The organism is Micromonospora sp. RTBAU3-60, assembly GCF_054963695.1.
On record NZ_JBUEGB010000020.1, the window covers coordinates 104,888 to 120,790 of the forward strand.

Here is a 15,903-nt window from a genome sequence, read left to right on the forward strand (position 1 = left end):
GATTGCCTGTCGATGCTACGACTGAGGGGTCGCCGACACGTGCCTGAGGGCGACTGTGCGGGCGTACCGGATGGCGGCCGGGGTGTCCGGGAAGACCAGGCCCGCGCGGCGCAGCTCGTCGGCCACGCCCAGGGCATCCAGGACCTGGTCGTGGCCCGGGGTGATGCCGGAGAGCAGCACCACGATCCCGCGTGCCCGGAGCCGATCGATGGCGTCGCCGAGCACCTGCGCGCCGGTGGCATCCATGGTGGACACCCGGGACATCCGCAGGATGACCACCCGCACGTCGGCGACGTCGGAGAGTTCGAGCAGGAACGTGTGCGCGGCGGCGAAGAAGAGCGGCCCGTCCAGCCGGTAGGCCACGATGTGCTCGGCCAGCAGGGCGTGTTCCTCGGCGCTGTGCTCGCCCGGGTCGAGCGGGACCTGCTCCAGCCGGGCGCTGCGCGCCACCGCACGCAGGGCGAGCACGACCGCCACGGCGAGGCCCACCGCCACGGCGGTGACCAGGTCCCAGATGACGGTGACGGCGAAGGTCAGCACGAGCACCACGGCGTCGCCGCGGGTGGCCCGGGCGATCGCCCGGAGCGAGCCGGCCTCCACCATCCGGACGGTGGTGGCCAGCAGCACGCCGGCCAGGGCGGCCAGCGGGATCCGACCGACCAGCGGGGCGGCGGCCAGCACGATCGCCGCGAGGGCGACCGCATGGGTCAGCGCCGCCAGCTTGGAGGCCGCACCGGCGCGGACGTTCACCGCGGTCCGGGCGATGGCGGCGGTGGCCGGGATGCCGCCGAACAGCGGCGACGCCAGATTGGCCAGGCCCTGCCCGAAGAGTTCCCGGTCCGGATCGTGCCGCTGGCCGACGGTCATCCCGTCGGCGACGGTGGCCGAGAGCAGGCTCTCCAGTGCGGCGAGCGCGGCGACCGCGAGTGCGCTGGGCAGCAGCACACCGATCGCGCCGAGGTCGAGGAAGTCCAGCGAGGGCGCGGGCAGGTGCTGCGGCAGGGTGCCGATCCGGACCAGGTCGACCGGGGCGAACTCGGCGAGGACCGTCGCCGCACCGACCCCGAGCAGCGAGAACGGTAGCCCGGGCCGCCACCGCGAGCCGAGCAGCATGAGCGCCGCGACGCCGAGAGCCACGGCCACGGCCGCCGGACGGGGGTGTGTGACGAACCGGGCGACGGCGTCGGCGGCCACCGCCCAGACCTTGTCGCCGTGGGCGTCGGTGATCCCGAGCGCGGCGGGCACCTGCTGGAGCGCGATGACCACGGCGATGCCGGCGGTGAAGCCCTCGATCACCGGGGTCGGCAGGTAGCGGACGTACCGGCCGAGCCGGGCGAGGGCGAGGGCGATCAGCACGAGCCCGGCCATCGCGCCGACCATGAGCACCCCGGCGGCGCCGAAGCGCTGCACCACCGGCACCAGCACGACGGTCATCGCCCCGGTGGGGCCGGAGACCTGGAGGTTGGACCCGCCGAACACGGCGGCCACCGCCCCGGCGACCACTGCGGTGACCAGCCCGGCCTGCGCGCCCAGGCCGGAGGTGACACCGAACGCGAGGGCCAGCGGCAGCGCCACGACGGCGACGGTCAGCCCGGCGAGCAGGTCGCGGCGGGGTGAGCGGCGTACGGCCGCCCAGTCGGCCCGGCCGGGCAGCAGCCTGAGCAGCCGGGCCGCGACCCGGCGGGCGGCCCGCCGTACGCCGGGTCCGGCGTCACCGGCGGCCGCGGTGGCGTCCGGGCCCAGTGCCGCCGCGTTCACCGGTCGTTCGCAGAGGCGCGCAGTTCGTCGAGGAGGGCGTCCCGGTCGGTGAGGACCGCGCCGAGGATCCGCCGACCGGCAGCCAGCAGGTCGGCCACGTCGGGAGTGCTGAGGGAGTACATGACCAGCGGCCCGTCCCGGTAGGAGGTGACCATGCCGGCCCGGCGCAGCACGGCGAGTTGCTGAGAGAGGTTGGACGCCTCGACGTCGATGGCCGCGAGCAGGTGACGGACCGGCTTCGGCCCGTCCTGGAGCAGCTCGAGCACCCGGATGCGGACCGGATGCCCGAGGGTGCGGAACAGTTCCGCCTTCGCCTGGTACAGCGGCACCGACATGAAGATCCTCCCCACCAGCCCTGAAGACTTTAGCACTTGCAGAAATCTTCAACGCGCCGCCGCCGCAACATCATCAGCAGCGCACTTCGCGAACCGAGCGGTCAGCGGGGGGCGGAGGGGAACTCCTCGAACCACGCCTCCACCCGCTCGGCGGTGGCCGGGCGGGCAAGGACGAAGCCCTGCCCGTAGCGGCAACCGGCGCGGCGGGCCCCGGCCACCTGCGCCTCGGACTCCAGCCCTTCGACCACCACCTCCAGGCCCAGCCGGGCGCTCAGGCTGGCCACCACGTCGATCAGCGGGCGCTGCCCGTCGGCGGCCGGACCAACCAGGTGCGGGCCGACCTTGAGCAGGTCGAGCGGCAGCCGACGGAGCTGGGTGAGGGAGGCGTGCTCGGCCCGGAAGTCGTCCAGCGCGGTCCGCACCCCGAGAGAGCGCAGGCCGGCGAGCCGGGCCACCACGGTGGACAGGTCCGCGCCGACCGCGGGCTCGGCCACCTCCACCACGAGGCGCTCCGGCGGCACGCCGTACGCGGCCAGGGCGGTCGCGGCGCGGGCCACGAAGTCCGGCGCGGCCAGTTCGCGGGGCGTGACGTTCACCGCCATCCACAGCTCCCGACCCCCGTCCGACCAGATGGCCAGTTGCCGGCAGGCCCGGTCGAGCACCCACCGCCCCACCTCGCCGACCAGGTCCAGATCCGCCGCGACGGGCAGCAGCTCGTCCGGCAGGACAGTGCCCAGCACCGGGCTGCGCCAGCGCAGCAGTGCCTCGGTGCCGACCGGTTGCCGGTCGGCCAGGGCCAGCACCGGCTGGAAGACCAGGTCCAGCTCGCCCCGAGCGACCGCGCCGGGCAGCTCCCGTTCCAGGTCCAGCCGGCGGACCAGCTGCTCCTCGAGGTACGCGTCGTACCACTCGACCCGGTCGCGGCCGAGCTGCACCGCGCGTCGCCGGGCCAGGTCGGCCTGGCGCAGCACGTCCTCCGGGTCACCGCCGGTGGTCTCGGCCAGCCCGATGCTGACCTGAATCCGGATCACCTGCGGGTAGGGCTCGACCAACGCGGCCAGCAGCCGGGTGCCCAGCGCGTACGCGAGCACCGGCCCGACGTCGGTCAGCACGGCCAACTCGTGGTCGGCGAGGCGGGCCACCAGATCACCACGGCCGCAACCGGCCCGGATCCGGCGGGCGGCCTCGACCAGCACCGGCGGATCCACGGCGCCGCCGTCGACCGCCCTGTGCAGGTCGACCACGAGCAGCGCGCCGCCCTTGCTCCCGGCGAGCCCGCGCAGCAGCCCGGCCCGGTCGACCGGGCCGATGGCGGGTGCCGCGACGGCCGGCTGATCGTCGCCGACGAGGTCGCGCAGCCGCGCCTCGCGGGCGGCCAGCCGGGCGACGCGCCGTCGCTGGTCGGCGGCGGCGAGCAGTTCCCGGAGCACCATCGGCGGGATGACCGCCAGCCCCAGGGCGATCGCGGTGCCGGTGAACTCGCCCACCGTCCACAGGTGATGGCCGGCGGCGAGGGCCGCGATGCCGGCCGGCGCGGTCAGCCCCGGCCAGGCGACCGGGAGCCCGCCCGGTCGGGGCCGCTCCCCGGCGGCGCTGCGCCGGGCACCGCCGGCGGTGAGCAGCGCGCCGAGCGGCAGCAAGGGCGCGACCGCCAGGACGGCCCGGTCCGGGGCACGGTAGGCGAGCAGCACCACCAGAAGGGCCAATCCGGCGAGGGTGGCCGCCGCTCCGGCGAGGCAGCGCGCCGCGCCCGGGCGGCGGCGCCACTCCGCCAGCGCGGCCACCAGCAGCACCGCCAGCCCGGTCGCGCCGGCGACACTCGCGGTACGCGCCGCCGAGGGCACCTCCCCGGGCGGCAGCAGCACCCAGCCCGCGAAGACCAGGCTGACGCCGAGCCCGACGACGTCGGCGGCCCGCCGGAGCCGCTCGGCGTGGGAGAGCCGGGAGCGGCCGGGGAGCCGGAGCAGGGCCATGGCGTACAGCGGGGCGGTGACGGCGAGGCCGGCCAGCGCGACCGGCAGCCGGTGTGCCGCGTCGGTGAGCGGCAGCACGGCGACGGTCAGCCCGGCGGCCAGCACGGCGGCGTTGAGGGCCGCGGCGACCCGGCGGGACAGTGCGACGCGCCGAGCCTGCCGCCCGGGTGGCGCCCCCGCGGGGCGGGCCGGATCGGGGGCTACCGGGCGGTCCGGCCCGGCCGGTGCGAGCGGCGCACCGGCCAGCCGGGCGAGCCGGACGCAGGCCAGCGTGCAGCCGCCGGCGACGGCGAGCGCCACGCCGGACAGGGCCGGGGCGAGGCCGGTGGCTCCGGCGAGGACGAACAACGCGCCGGCGAGTGACACGACGAGGTCGGCGAGCGCTGGTCGGCGGTGACCAGCGGCGGGGCGGGTGACGGGCACGGCGGACGCCTTCGTGAGGGGGCACGGGGCGGTGCGGTTGCGGACGTGCGGGGTCAGCGGTGGGCGGTGGCGGCGGGCGTGGTCGGGGCCGGACGGGACCGGCACGGCCACGCCGAAAAACGATCCCGGATACGGCTGGTTACGCCGCTCTGCACGTGACGCGGCTCACATTGATGTCGGGTTGCCACCGCCGCTCCGCCCGGGCGGCAGCCGCCCGGCCAGGGGTGCGATCATCGGAGGGTGAGCCGCGCCGACGCCATCCGTTTCCGCCACAACCAGGCGATCCTGGTCGCCGCGATCGTCGCGTTCCTCGGCGCGCTGCCCCTGGCTACCGCCCGCTGGTGGCTGTTCTGGGTGCTGCTGATCCCGCTGGCGGTCGCGCTCTGGGCCTGGCGGGCCGGCACCGATGCGGACTCCCGCGAGCTGCGGCTGCGTGCCCTCGCCGGGCAGCGGCGGATCCCCTGGGAGCGGGTCGCCGAGCTGACCGCCGACGCGCGGGGCCGGGGGGTCGTCCGGCTCGACGACGGCGAGCTGCTGGTGCTCCCCGCGGTACGCGCCAACGACCTGCCCCGGCTGATCTCCGCCACCGGCCAAGAGTTGTCCGACACGACCGACGGCACGCCCACCGGGGGCTCCACCACGAACGGCTGAGCACGGCACCGGCGGGCGCGGCCAGGAGACCGGCCCGAGCCGGCCGGTCAGTAGCCGTCCACCACCCGGTTCACCAGCGGCTCTCCGGCCACGAAGCGCCGCACCTGCTCCCCGACCAGCCGGTACGCGCGCGGCAGCAGGCCGCGTACCGAGCCGGCGACGTGCGGGGTGAGCAGGACGTTGGGCAGCTCCCACAGGGGATGGTCGGCGGGCAGCGGCTCGGGATCGGTGACGTCCAGCGCGGCCCGCAGCCGGCCCGAGGCCAGCTCGGCGACCAGCGCCGACGTCCGGGCCACCGGGCCGCGGGCCGCGTTGACCAGCAGCGCGCCGTCCGGCATCGCGGCGAGGAACTTCTCGTCGACCAGTCCCCGGGTCTGCTCGGTCAGCGGCAGCAGCAGGACCACCACGTCCGCCTCGGGCAGCAGGGCGGGCAGCTCGTCCACCCCGTGCACCCCCTCGGCCGGGCGTGGGGTGCGGGCCACCAGGGTGAAGGTCACCTCGAACGGGGCCAGCCGGGCCTGCACGGCGGCCCCGATCGACCCCGCGCCGACGATCAGCACCCGCTTGCCGGCCAGCTCGTCGGTGGGGGCCACCTCGTCGTACGCCCACTCCCGGCGGGCCTGCGCCCGGGCCATCGGGCCGAAACCGCGCAGCACGGACAGGATCGCGGTGACCACCCACTCGGCGGTGCCGGTGTCGTGCACGCCGCGGGCGTCACAGAGCGTCACCCCGTCGGGGAGCCGCCCCACCCAGGCATCCGCCCCGGCGGAGAGGAGCTGCACCACCGCCAGATCGGGCAGCGAGGCCAGCAGCGGGGTGGCGGCCGGACCGGCGGAGAGGAACGGCGGCACCCAGAACCGCACGCCGGCCGGGGACGACGGGAGCCGGGCGGGGTCCTCCAGCAGCTCCACGGTGACGCCCGGAGGCAGCTCACCGAGGAGGGCGGGACCGGCCCGGTGCGGGATCCATACCTTCACGACCGCCGACGATAGTCGCCGACGGTTGAGGCCCCTGCTCGCGGTGACCGTTCCGGTGGCCTCGACCCGGCTACTCTGGGTCGGGTGAGCGCGCCTCCCCCGTACCCTCGCACCGGTCGTCGCCGCCGGGCGACCCTGGCCGCCTCCTGCGCGGCGCTGCTGCTGGGCACCGCCGGCTGCGCCTTCGGCGAGCCGGATCCCGACCCGGCCGGCCAGCCGCCCAACCTGCCGACCCCCTCGGCGACCGCGAATCCCGGCGGCGCCGGTCAGCAGGTGGTCGCCACGGTGCTGGCCAAGGGCCTGGCGGTGCCGTGGGCGATCGCGTTCCTGCCCGACGGCGGCGCGCTGGTGACCGAGCGGGACAGCGGCCGGATCCTCCAGGTCGGCCCGGAGTCCGGGCCGGAGGGGATGAAGGTCACCGTGGTGCAGAGCGTGCCGGACGTCGCGCCCGGCGGCGAGGGCGGGCTGCTGGGCATCGCCGTCTCCCCGTCGTACGCGAAGGACCGCGCCGTCTTCGTCTACTACACCGCCGCACAGGACAACCGGATCGCCAAGCTGGAGCTGGGCGGGCGTCCCACCCCGATCCTCACCGGCATCCCCAAGGCCGGCAACCACAACGGCGGCGGGCTCGGCTTCGGCCCGGACGGCTACCTCTACGCCAGCACGGGCGACGCCGGAAACACGGCCAACGCGCAGAACCAGAAGAGCCTCGGCGGCAAGATCCTGCGGATCACCCCGGACGGCAAGCCGGCGCCGGGCAATCCCACCGCCGGCTCCCCGGTGTGGTCGCTCGGGCACCGGAATGTGCAGGGCTTCGCCTGGACGCCGGACAAGCGGATGTACGCCGTCGAGTTCGGCCAGAACACCTGGGACGAGATCAACCAGATCAACAAGGGCGGCAACTACGGCTGGCCGCAGGTGGAGGGGCGCGGCGACGACAAGCGCTACGTCAACCCCGCCGTGCAGTGGCGGACCGCCGAGGCGTCCTGCTCCGGGCTGGCCGCGGTGGAGCGCCTGCTGATCACCGCGTGCCTGCGCGGGCAGCGGCTCTGGCTGGTCGAGCTGACCCCGAACGGGACCGTCCTCGGCCAACCGCGGGAGCTGCTGACCAACAAGTACGGCCGGCTCCGGGCCGCCGCGGTCGCCCCGGACGGCTCGGTCTGGGTGACCACCTCCAACCGGGACGGCCGGGGCAAGCCCACGCCGGAGGACGACCGAATACTGCGGCTGGTCTTCGCCGACGGCGGGGCCGGACGCAGCTGACCGGCCACGCCGGCCGGCACCGACCGGACAGGTGAGAACTCCCGGGCTTCCCTCGGGTTTATCAAGATCCAGCATTGGGCAGGTCAGAATCTGAGCATGGACGGCCAGGAGAACGAGCAGCGCAGGACCGGGGACGAGGCAGCCCCGGCGACCGGGCGTGCCCGCCGCTGGGCGTCCCGACGGTGGTGGCGGGGCCGGCCGGCTGCCCGGCTGCGGCAGCTCGGCGCGGTGCTGGCCCTGCTCGTGGTCACCCTCACTGGGGTCATCGCCGGCACCTACGCTGGTGGGCACGTGGGCACCGACATCGGCCCGTTCCGCGCGCACCTGAGCCTCACCCCGTCGCTGAGCGGCGGCACCACCGTGGACATTCCGCCGCTGGGCGCGCTGCTGCTGGACAGCCACAACGGACCGGCGTACCTGACCGTGGAGCTGGGCTCGCTGGACCAGCGGCGTACCGAGGCGCTGATCGACGACCCGGCGAGCATCAGCCGGGCCAGCCAGTCCGCGGTCGAGGACGTCCGCGCCGGCGTGATGCGCCTCGGGCTGAAGACGCTCGCCTCGGCGGTGCTGGCCACCCTGCTGCTGGCCGGGCTGGTCTTCCGGGACGTACGCCGGATGGCCTGGGCCGGCGGACTGGCGCTGGCGGTCACCGCCGGGAGTCTCGGGCTGGCCGCCGCCACCGTCCGCCCCCAGGCCATCGAGGAGCCCCGCTACGAGGGGCTGCTGGTCAACGCGCCGGCGGTCGTCGGTGACGCGCGGCGGATCGCCAACGACTACACCAAGTACGCCGAGCAGCTCCAGCGGCTGGTCGGCAACGTCAGCAAGCTCTACACCACCGTCTCGGCGCTGCCGGTGTATGAGCCGGCCCCCGGCACCACCCGGGTGCTGCACGTCTCCGACATGCACCTCAACCCCACCGGCTGGTCGCTGATCCGGACCATCGTCGAGCAGTTCGGCATCGACGTGGTGATCGACACCGGCGACATCACCGACTGGGGCAGCGAACCGGAGGCGTCCTTCGTCGGCTCGATCGGCCTGCTCAAGAAGCCGTACGTCTACATCCGCGGCAACCACGACTCGCCGCGGACCGCCGCTGCCGTGGCCCAGCAGCCGAACGCCATCGTGCTGGACAACTCCACGACCACCGTGTCCGGGCTGACCATCGCCGGCATCGGCGACCCGCGGTTCACCCCCGACAAGGAGACCTCGCCGGCTGGCAGCGGGCTCACCGCGCAGGTCGCCGACCAGGTGATCGGGGCCGGCGAGCAGCTGGCGACCACGGTGCAGAACTCGCCGACCAAGGTGAACATCGCCCTGGTGCACGACCCGGCCTCGGCCGGGCCGCTCTCCGGCAGCTGCCCGCTGGTGCTGGCCGGGCACCTGCACGCCCGGGAGGTGGCGAAGCTGCCGCAGTCGCCGGGCAAGGAGCCGACCACGCTGATGGTGGAGGGCTCCACCGGCGGCGCCGGGCTGCGCGGCCTGGAGGGCGAGAAGCCCACCCCGCTGACCATGACGGTGCTCTACTTCGACCCGCAGAAGATGCTGCAGGCCTACGACGAGATCACCGTGGGCGGCACCGGGCAGTCGCAGGTCAACCTGGAACGGCACGTGATCAGGGACCCGACGAAGGGGGAACAGGTGCCGGTCACCCCCACCCCCACCCGGGGCGGACCGGTGATCCCGTCCAGCCCGACCCCGACCGCGAGCCCGACGCGCTGAATCAGCGCAGCGAGAGCGCGGCCAGGGCGGCGTTGACGATGCTGCCCGGGAGCAGGTCGTGCAGCTCGTACAGCTCGTGGACGCTGCCCGACTGGCCGAACTCGTCCACCCCGAGCGGCACCGCCGGGGCGCCGAGCGCGGAGCCGAGCCAGGCCATCGCGTGCGAGGCGGCGTCGTGCACGGTCACCACCGGCACCCGGTCGGCGAAGGCCGACCGCAGCGCGCCGGGCACGCTCGGCACGGTCGCCGTCCGGACGCCCTGGCGCAGGGTCCGCTGCCAGGCCCGGTAGAGCCGGTCCAGGCTCGTCACATCGACCACGTGCGCGGCGACGCCCTCCTCGGCCAGCTCCGCGGCGGCCGCCAGCACCTCGGGCAGCACCGCGCCGGAGGCGGCGAGTTGCACGACCGGGGCGTCCGCCAGGTGGGGGTACGCCTCGTGCGCGTCCACCAGCCGGTACGCGCCGGCGACCACCTGCCGGCGCAGCACCGCGTCGCCGATCCGGGCGCGGGCCGCCTCGAACGGCGCCTGGTCGATCGGGCGGGTGCTGAGCCGGAAGTAGTACGCCCCGTCCTCGGCGGGCGCGGCGGTGGCGGCGGGCGCGGCGCCCCCGGCGATCTGGCCGAGCGCGTCGCAGAGCAGCCAGTCGAGGCTGCCGGCGTACGCGGGCTCGAGGAAGGTCACGCCGGGCAGCTCCAACCCGACCGAGGCGGTGATCGTGGACTGGTGAGCGCCGCCCTCCGGGGCGAGGGTGATGCCGGACGGGGTGCCGGCGACGACGAACCGGGAGCCCGAGTAGGTGCCGTAGAGGAAGGCGTCGAGGCCGCGCAGCACGAACGGGTCGTAGACCGTGCCGACCGGCAGCAGCGGCTGGCCGGAGAGGTCCCAGGCGAGACCGAGCTGACCGAGCAGCAGGAACAGGTTCATCTCGGAGATGCCGAGCTCGATGTGCTGGCCCGACGGGCTCTCCGTCCAGCGCAGCATCCGGTCCTCGGTCCAGGAGCGCTGCGCGGTGGGGGCGAAGACGCCGGTCTTGTTGATGAACCCGGCCAGGTTGGTCGAGGTGGCCACGTCGGGCGCGGTGGTGACCAGGTAGGGCGCCACGTCGGCGTCCCGGGCCAGGTCGACCAGGACCCGGCCGAAGACCTCCTGGGTGGAGACGGGCTTGTTCGCGCGTACCTTGGTGGTCTCCGGGACGGTCACCCCCAGCGCCCGCCGGCGCGGCGCGCGGGACAGTGCCTCCCGGCGCTCGCCGGCCCGGATGCCGGCCGGGGAGGCCGGGTCGAGGCGGTCCCACTCGGTCTCGCGGGTCAGGCCGTGCGCGGTGCGCAGCGCGTCGACCTGCTCGGTGGTGAGCAGCGCCGAGTGGTTGCGCGGGTTGCCGGCGATCGGCAGCCCCCACCCCTTGACCGTGTACGCGAAGACCACGCTGGGCCGGTCGGTGACCGCGTCGCACTGGGCGTACGCGTCGAGCATCGCCTCGAGGTCGTGCCCGCCCAGGTCGGTGACGAGCGGGCCGAGCTCGTCGTCGGGGATGTCGGCGACGAAGGCGGCCACCTCGGCGGGCGCGCCGTCCAGGAACTGCTTGCGCAGGGCCGGCCCGGCCAGTCCGAACAGCGACTGGTACTGCTCGTTCGGCATCAGGTCGATCCAGTCGCGCAGCGCCTCGCCGCCCGGCCGGGCGTACGCCTCGGCGAGCCGGCGGCCGTACTTGACCTCGACGACGTGCCAGCCGGCGGCCTCGAACTGGCCGCGCCACTGGTTGATCCGGACGCCCGGGACGACCCGGTCCAGCGACTGGCGGTTGAAGTCGACCAGCCACATCACGTTGCCCAGCCCGGCGGTGGCCGGGTCGGCGACGGCCTCCCAGATGTTGCCCTCGTCCAGTTCGGCGTCGCCGATCAGCGCGATGAACCGGGAGCGCGGGCGCTCGCCGAAGTGCGCGTCGACGTAGCGGCGGGTGACCGCGGCGAACAGCGGCGCCGCGGCGCCCAGGCCGACCGAGCCGGTGGAGAAGTCGACCTCGTCCGGGTCCTTGGTCCGCGACGGGTACGACTGCAACCCGCCCCGCGCCCGCAGCTTCGGCAGGTACGACCGGTCCAGGTTGCCGAGCAGGTACTGGATGGCGTGGAACACCGGCGAGGCGTGCGGCTTGACGGAGACCCGGTCCGCGGCGTCCAGGTGGGCGAACCAGAGCGCGGTCATCGCGGTGACCAGGGAGGCGCTGGACGCCTGGTGGCCGCCGACCTTCACCCCGTCACCGGTGTTCCGGTCGTGGTTGGCGGCGTCCACGATGCGGGTGGCGAGCCAGAGCACCCGCCGCTGGATCTCGTCGAGGACGTCGTGGTCGTGCTGGTTCACGCTGACTCCATCCGGGCGTCGCCGTTGACGCCCTTGCGAGGGGTGCGGGGTGGCCGCGTACTCCGGGGAAGCGCCGAAGGCCGCCGCCGGGTCACGACGGCGGCCTTCGGAGGTGGGACTCAGCCCTGGGCGCCGAGGCGCTCCAGGATCAGTTCGCGGACCGTCTTGGCGTCCGCCTGGCCGCGGGTGGTCTTCATGACCGCGCCGACCAGGGCGCCGGCCGCGGCGACCTTACCGCTGCGTACCTTGTCGGCGACGTCCGGGTTGGCGGCGATCGCCTCGTCCACGGCGGCGGTGAGCGCGCCGGTGTCGGAGACGACCTCCAGGTTGCGGTTGGTCATGATCTCGGTCGGCGAGCCCTCGCCGGCCACCACGCCCTCCAGGACGGTGCGGGCCAGCTTGTCGTTGAGCTTGCCGGCGTCGACCAGGCTCTGCAGCTCGGCGACCTGGCTCGGGGTGGCTCCGACGTCGGCCAGCTCCACACCGGTCTCGTTGGCCCGCCGGGACAGCTCACCGAGCCACCACTTCCGGGCGGCGGCCGGGGTGGCGCCCGCGGCGACGGTGGCCTCGATCAGCTCGACCGCGCCGGCGTTGACCACCGACTGCATGTCGAGGTCGGACAGGCCCCACTCCTGCTGGAACCGGCGGCGCCGCAGCCGGGGCAGCTCCGGCAGCCCGACCTTCAGCTCGGCCACCCAGGTCGGATCCGGGGCGAGCGGCACGAGGTCCGGCTCCGGGAAGTACCGGTAGTCGGTGGCGGTCTCCTTGGACCGGCCGGGGGTGGTGTCGCCGGTGTCCTCGTGGAAGTGCCGGGTCTCCTGGGTGATCTTGCCGCCGGCGTCGAGCACCGCGGCCTGGCGCAGCATCTCCGAACGGACCGCCCGCTCGACCGAGCGCAGCGAGTTGACGTTCTTGGTCTCGGTGCGGGTGCCCCACTCCTCGCCCGGCTTGTTCAGCGAGGTGTTGACGTCGCAGCGCAGCGAGCCCTCCTCCATCCGGACGTCGGAGACGCCCAGCGAGCGGATCACGTCGCGCAGCTCGGTGACGTACGCCCGGGCCACCTCCGGCGCGAGCGCGCCGGTGCCGGGGATCGGCTTGGTGACGATCTCCACCAGGGGGATGCCGGCCCGGTTGTAGTCGACCAGCGACTCGGTCGCGCCGTGGATCCGGCCGGTGGCCCCGCCGACGTGCAGCGTCTTGCCGGTGTCCTCCTCCAGGTGCACCCGCTCGATGCCGATCCGCACGGTCTCGCCGTTGACCTCGACGTCCAGGTAGCCGTCGACGCAGAGCGGCTCGTCGTACTGGCTGATCTGGAAGTTCTTCGGCATGTCCGGGTAGAAGTAGTTCTTCCGGGCGAACCGGCACCACTCGGCGATCGAGCAGTTCAGCGCGAGCCCGATCCGGATGGTCGCCTCGATGGCGGCCTTGTTGGCCACCGGCAGCGAGCCGGGCAGGCCCAGGCAGACCGGGCAGACCCGGGTGTTCGGCTCGCCGCCGAAATCCGTCGGGCAGCCACAGAACATCTTGGTGTTCGTGCCCAGCTCGACGTGGGTCTCCAGGCCGATCACCGGTTCGAAGCGCGCGACGACCTCGTCGTACGCGGGCAGTGTCGTCGTCATCTGAGCTCCAGGCGCGATCCGGACGGAACCGTTCCAGCCTAGTGGGGCTGGCTACCGTCACCTCGTCCGGGTTTCCATCCACGCCGGCACGTGTCCGGTCCGGCCCGGGGCGCCCGCCCGGGGAGGGCCCCCGGGCGGGTCCCGAGGTCAGCGCTCCTCGACCACCCCGAGGTACATCACCTGCGGGTCGGCCGGGTTGAAGGCGAGGCCGCGGATGCCGTCGTGGGAGTTGTGCTGCGAGGTCAGCCGGCCGGTCGACAGGTCGTACCGGTAGAGGTCGGTGCCGTAGCCACCGAACCAGGTGCCGTACGCGAAGTACAGCACGTTCGGATCCACCGGGCTCGGCCACAGCGCCGTGCCGTTGACCAGCGCCACCTGGGAGCCGTCGAGCACCGACACGAAGCTGCGCCCACCGTCGGTCGAGCGCCAGATGTGCCGCGCGGAGTTGTCGCTCTGGCTGAGGTCGTAGCCCTCCAGCCACACCGTCCGCGGGTCCGCCGGGGAGAAGGCGACGGAGAAGCCGTTCGACTGCGGGGTGGCGCCGACCCCGGCCGACCGGGTCCAGCTGCGGCCGCCGTCGAACGTCACGTAGCTGCCGTGGCCCATGGTGCCGACGATGAGGTGATCCCGGTCGGCGGGATCGACGGCCGCCTGGTAGACGAACTCGTCCTGGCCGGCCGGCACCCCGACGGCGGCCCAGGTGGCACCGCCGTCGCGGGAGTCGTAGACCTGCCCCGCCTTGCTGACCACCCGCACGACCTGCGGGTCAGTCCGGTCCACCGCCAGCCCGACCACGCCGTCGTCCGGGACCGGGCCGGGCACCTCGGCGACCTGGTCGCCCTGCACCCGGTAGATCGGCCGGTCGTTCACGCCGTACGCGTAGGCGGTCCCGTCCAGCCCGGCGGCGAGGTCGTACGCCGCCAGGCTCAGCCCGGTGTCGGCGATCTGCTGCCAACTGCAGCCGGCGTCGGTGGACCGCTGGATCGCCGTCCTCGAGATGGCCACCAGCGTGTTCGGCGTGCTCAACGCGACGAGCTTCGGGTAGGCCACCGGGGTCAGGGGGGTCGTGGTGCGGGCCAGGACGGCGCCGTCGGTACGGGTGAAGGTGACCGAGCCGTCGCCCTGCACCACGCCGCACTGCGGGCGTTGCCAGCCGGCAGCAGCGGCGGCGGGGGCTGCGGCGGCGAGGTTGACGGCACCGGCGGCCGTGACGGCCAGCGCGAGTGCACCGCTGAGTCGGGAGAAGATCATGAGGCATGTCTAGACGTGGGCATGCACCGATCGCCACAGTTTCCGGTGTCCGAGCTCGGCCATGGCCTGTGTCGGACACTCGCGAGGCGGGAAGGGGCTCGGATGTTCGAGTCGTTGGGTCTGACCCCGGTGGAGGAAGCGGTCTACCTGGCCCTCCTGCACCGGCGGCAGTCGAGCGTGCCGGAACTGGCCCAGCAGGTCGGGGAGAGCCTCCGGGTGGTCCGCGCGGCGACCGAACGCCTGGAGGAACTCGGCTTCGTCAGCCGGCGGGTCGGCTCCGGCACCCGGCTGCTGCCGACGCGTCCCGACGTCGCGGTGAACGCGCTGGTCATGCGGCGCACACAGGAGTTCACCCAGGTACGCAGGGCCGCCGAGCGGATGGCGGAGGAGTTTCCGCAGGAGCTGCCGACCAGGCCGGACCAGCTGCTGGAGATCGTCACCGGCCGGGCCGCCGTCGAGGCTCAGTTCGTCCAGCTCTCCTACGGCGTGACGAAGGAGCTGCTGGTCCTGGATCGCCCGCCGTACGCCCAGGAGGTGGCGTCGGCGAACGTGCCCGAGAACGAGCTGCTCGGCCGGGACGTCGACGTGCGGGGCATCTACGCCCCGGAGGCCTTCGAGTTGCCCGGCGCCTACGAGCAGGCGATGGTGGCCGTGGCCGCCGGGGAACAGGCGCGGGTGCACACGGACGTGCCGCTGAAGCTGGCGATCGGTGACCGCTCGGTGGCGCTGCTGCCGCTGGCCAGCGAACGGGCCGTGGACGCGGCGCTGGTGATCCGCGCGCCGATAGTCGTGTCGGCGCTGGTGAAGCTCTTCGAACTGCTCTGGGTGCAGGCCACGCCGCTGCCTGCCTGGGACCCGGAGCAGCCCGCGACGGATGCCGATCAGCTGGACCTGCGGCTGCTGGGCCTGCTCGCCACCGGGCTCAAGGACGAAGCCATCGCCCGGGAGTTGGGCGTGAGCGTACGCACCCTGGGGCGCCGCTCGTCCGCCCTGCTGGCCGCGCTCGGCGCCCGTACCCGCTTCCAGGCCGGGCTGCAGGCCGGGCGCCGGGGCCTGGCCTGAAGCTGCGCGGCGAACGCCACGACCCGCCTCGTGCGGGCGTCACCCGTAGGTCAGGATCGACGGCGGCGCTCGTAGGCCACGAGGAGGAGCATCCCGCCGACGGCGATCACCGCGACGCCCAGCAACAGCATGGTTCGCGTGTCGGATCCGGTGACCGGGAGGCCGGGCCCGGCGGTGGCCGACGGCGACGTCGATGACGGAGCCGGCGACGTGGGCGTCGGGGACGGCGAGGACGAGGCGGCGTCGACGGCGAGGGTCACCTCGTCCGTGGCGCTCGACGCGGTGCCGGTCGCCTTGACCGTGAAGGTGAAGCTGCCGGCGGACTCGGGGGTGCCGCTGAGCACGCCGTCCGGGGCGAGGGTGAGCCCGGCCGGCAGGTCACCGGCGGTCACGCTGAACTGGATGTCGGAGTCACCGGTGGCGGTGAACCGGAAGGAGTATTCCTCGCCGACCGTGCCCCGGGGCGGCTCCCCGGAGGTGAAGGTGGCGGCCGGGTCGGCGATCACGACGGTG

Annotated in this window: 12 protein-coding genes; 4 read left to right on the plus strand and 8 right to left on the minus strand. The window is 74.4% G+C overall.

Going from position 1 to position 15,903, the window contains the following annotated elements:
• Positions 1-15 precede the first annotated feature (15 nt).
• The 3 genes from ACY34I_RS21030 to ACY34I_RS21040 form a co-directional block, all read right to left on the minus strand.
• Positions 16-1,758, minus strand: a complete 1,743-nt coding sequence (locus ACY34I_RS21030; protein WP_462756693.1) for a SulP family inorganic anion transporter — start codon at positions 1,756-1,758, stop codon at positions 16-18.
• Entirely contained in the window at positions 1,755-2,093 is a 339-nt protein-coding gene (locus tag ACY34I_RS21035) for an ArsR/SmtB family transcription factor (RefSeq protein ID WP_148797880.1), read from the minus strand. The genes ACY34I_RS21030 and ACY34I_RS21035 overlap by 4 nt, the downstream gene beginning before the upstream one ends.
• Before the next feature lie 101 nt (positions 2,094-2,194).
• Positions 2,195-4,600, minus strand: a complete 2,406-nt coding sequence (locus ACY34I_RS21040; protein ID WP_462756695.1) for an EAL domain-containing protein — start codon at positions 4,598-4,600, stop codon at positions 2,195-2,197.
• A gap of 129 nt (positions 4,601-4,729) precedes the next feature.
• Here ACY34I_RS21040 and ACY34I_RS21045 point away from each other — a divergent pair, with 129 nt between their 5' ends.
• Positions 4,730-5,140 (plus strand): PH domain-containing protein, encoded by a 411-nt coding sequence (locus ACY34I_RS21045; protein WP_148797881.1) that lies wholly within the window; start codon positions 4,730-4,732, stop codon positions 5,138-5,140.
• 47 nt (positions 5,141-5,187) lie between these two features.
• Here ACY34I_RS21045 and ACY34I_RS21050 read toward each other — a convergent pair whose 3' ends face one another.
• Positions 5,188-6,117 carry a 2-hydroxyacid dehydrogenase gene (locus tag ACY34I_RS21050; protein ID WP_148797882.1) on the minus strand — a complete coding sequence of 310 codons (930 nt, stop codon included), beginning with the start codon at positions 6,115-6,117 and terminating at the stop codon, positions 5,188-5,190.
• An 84-nt stretch (positions 6,118-6,201) separates the two neighbouring features.
• Between ACY34I_RS21050 and ACY34I_RS21055 the strand changes: the two genes are divergently transcribed.
• A complete protein-coding gene (locus ACY34I_RS21055; protein ID WP_462756696.1) occupies positions 6,202-7,380 on the plus strand; it encodes a PQQ-dependent sugar dehydrogenase in 1,179 nt (392 codons plus the stop codon).
• Between the two features lie 96 nt (positions 7,381-7,476).
• Positions 7,477-9,099, plus strand: coding sequence for a metallophosphoesterase family protein (locus ACY34I_RS21060; protein WP_462756697.1), 1,623 nt, complete (start codon positions 7,477-7,479; stop codon positions 9,097-9,099).
• A gap of 1 nt (position 9,100) precedes the next feature.
• On the opposite strand, the gene ACY34I_RS21065 is transcribed toward ACY34I_RS21060, so the two are convergent.
• The 3 genes from ACY34I_RS21065 to ACY34I_RS21075 all read right to left on the minus strand — a co-directional run bounded on the left by ACY34I_RS21065 (position 9,101) and on the right by ACY34I_RS21075 (position 14,328).
• Entirely contained in the window at positions 9,101-11,458 is a 2,358-nt protein-coding gene (locus tag ACY34I_RS21065; RefSeq protein WP_462756698.1) for a transketolase-like TK C-terminal-containing protein, read from the minus strand.
• A 119-nt stretch (positions 11,459-11,577) separates the two neighbouring features.
• The gene (gene gatB / locus ACY34I_RS21070) at positions 11,578-13,077 is read right to left on the minus strand and encodes an Asp-tRNA(Asn)/Glu-tRNA(Gln) amidotransferase subunit GatB (RefSeq protein WP_462756699.1); all 1,500 of its coding nucleotides are present in this window, start codon (positions 13,075-13,077) and stop codon (positions 11,578-11,580) included.
• Between the two features lie 147 nt (positions 13,078-13,224).
• Positions 13,225-14,328: a WD40/YVTN/BNR-like repeat-containing protein gene (locus ACY34I_RS21075; RefSeq protein WP_462756700.1), complete on the minus strand. Its 1,104-nt coding sequence runs from the start codon at positions 14,326-14,328 to the stop codon at positions 13,225-13,227.
• 102 nt (positions 14,329-14,430) lie between these two features.
• Here ACY34I_RS21075 and ACY34I_RS21080 point away from each other — a divergent pair, with 102 nt between their 5' ends.
• On the plus strand, positions 14,431-15,390 hold the full coding sequence (locus ACY34I_RS21080) for a helix-turn-helix domain-containing protein (protein WP_462756701.1): 960 nt from the start codon (positions 14,431-14,433) through the stop codon (positions 15,388-15,390).
• A 50-nt stretch (positions 15,391-15,440) separates the two neighbouring features.
• Here ACY34I_RS21080 and ACY34I_RS21085 read toward each other — a convergent pair.
• Positions 15,441-15,903 (minus strand): putative Ig domain-containing protein (locus tag ACY34I_RS21085; RefSeq protein ID WP_462756702.1); only part of this gene is annotated, 463 nt, incomplete at its 5' end.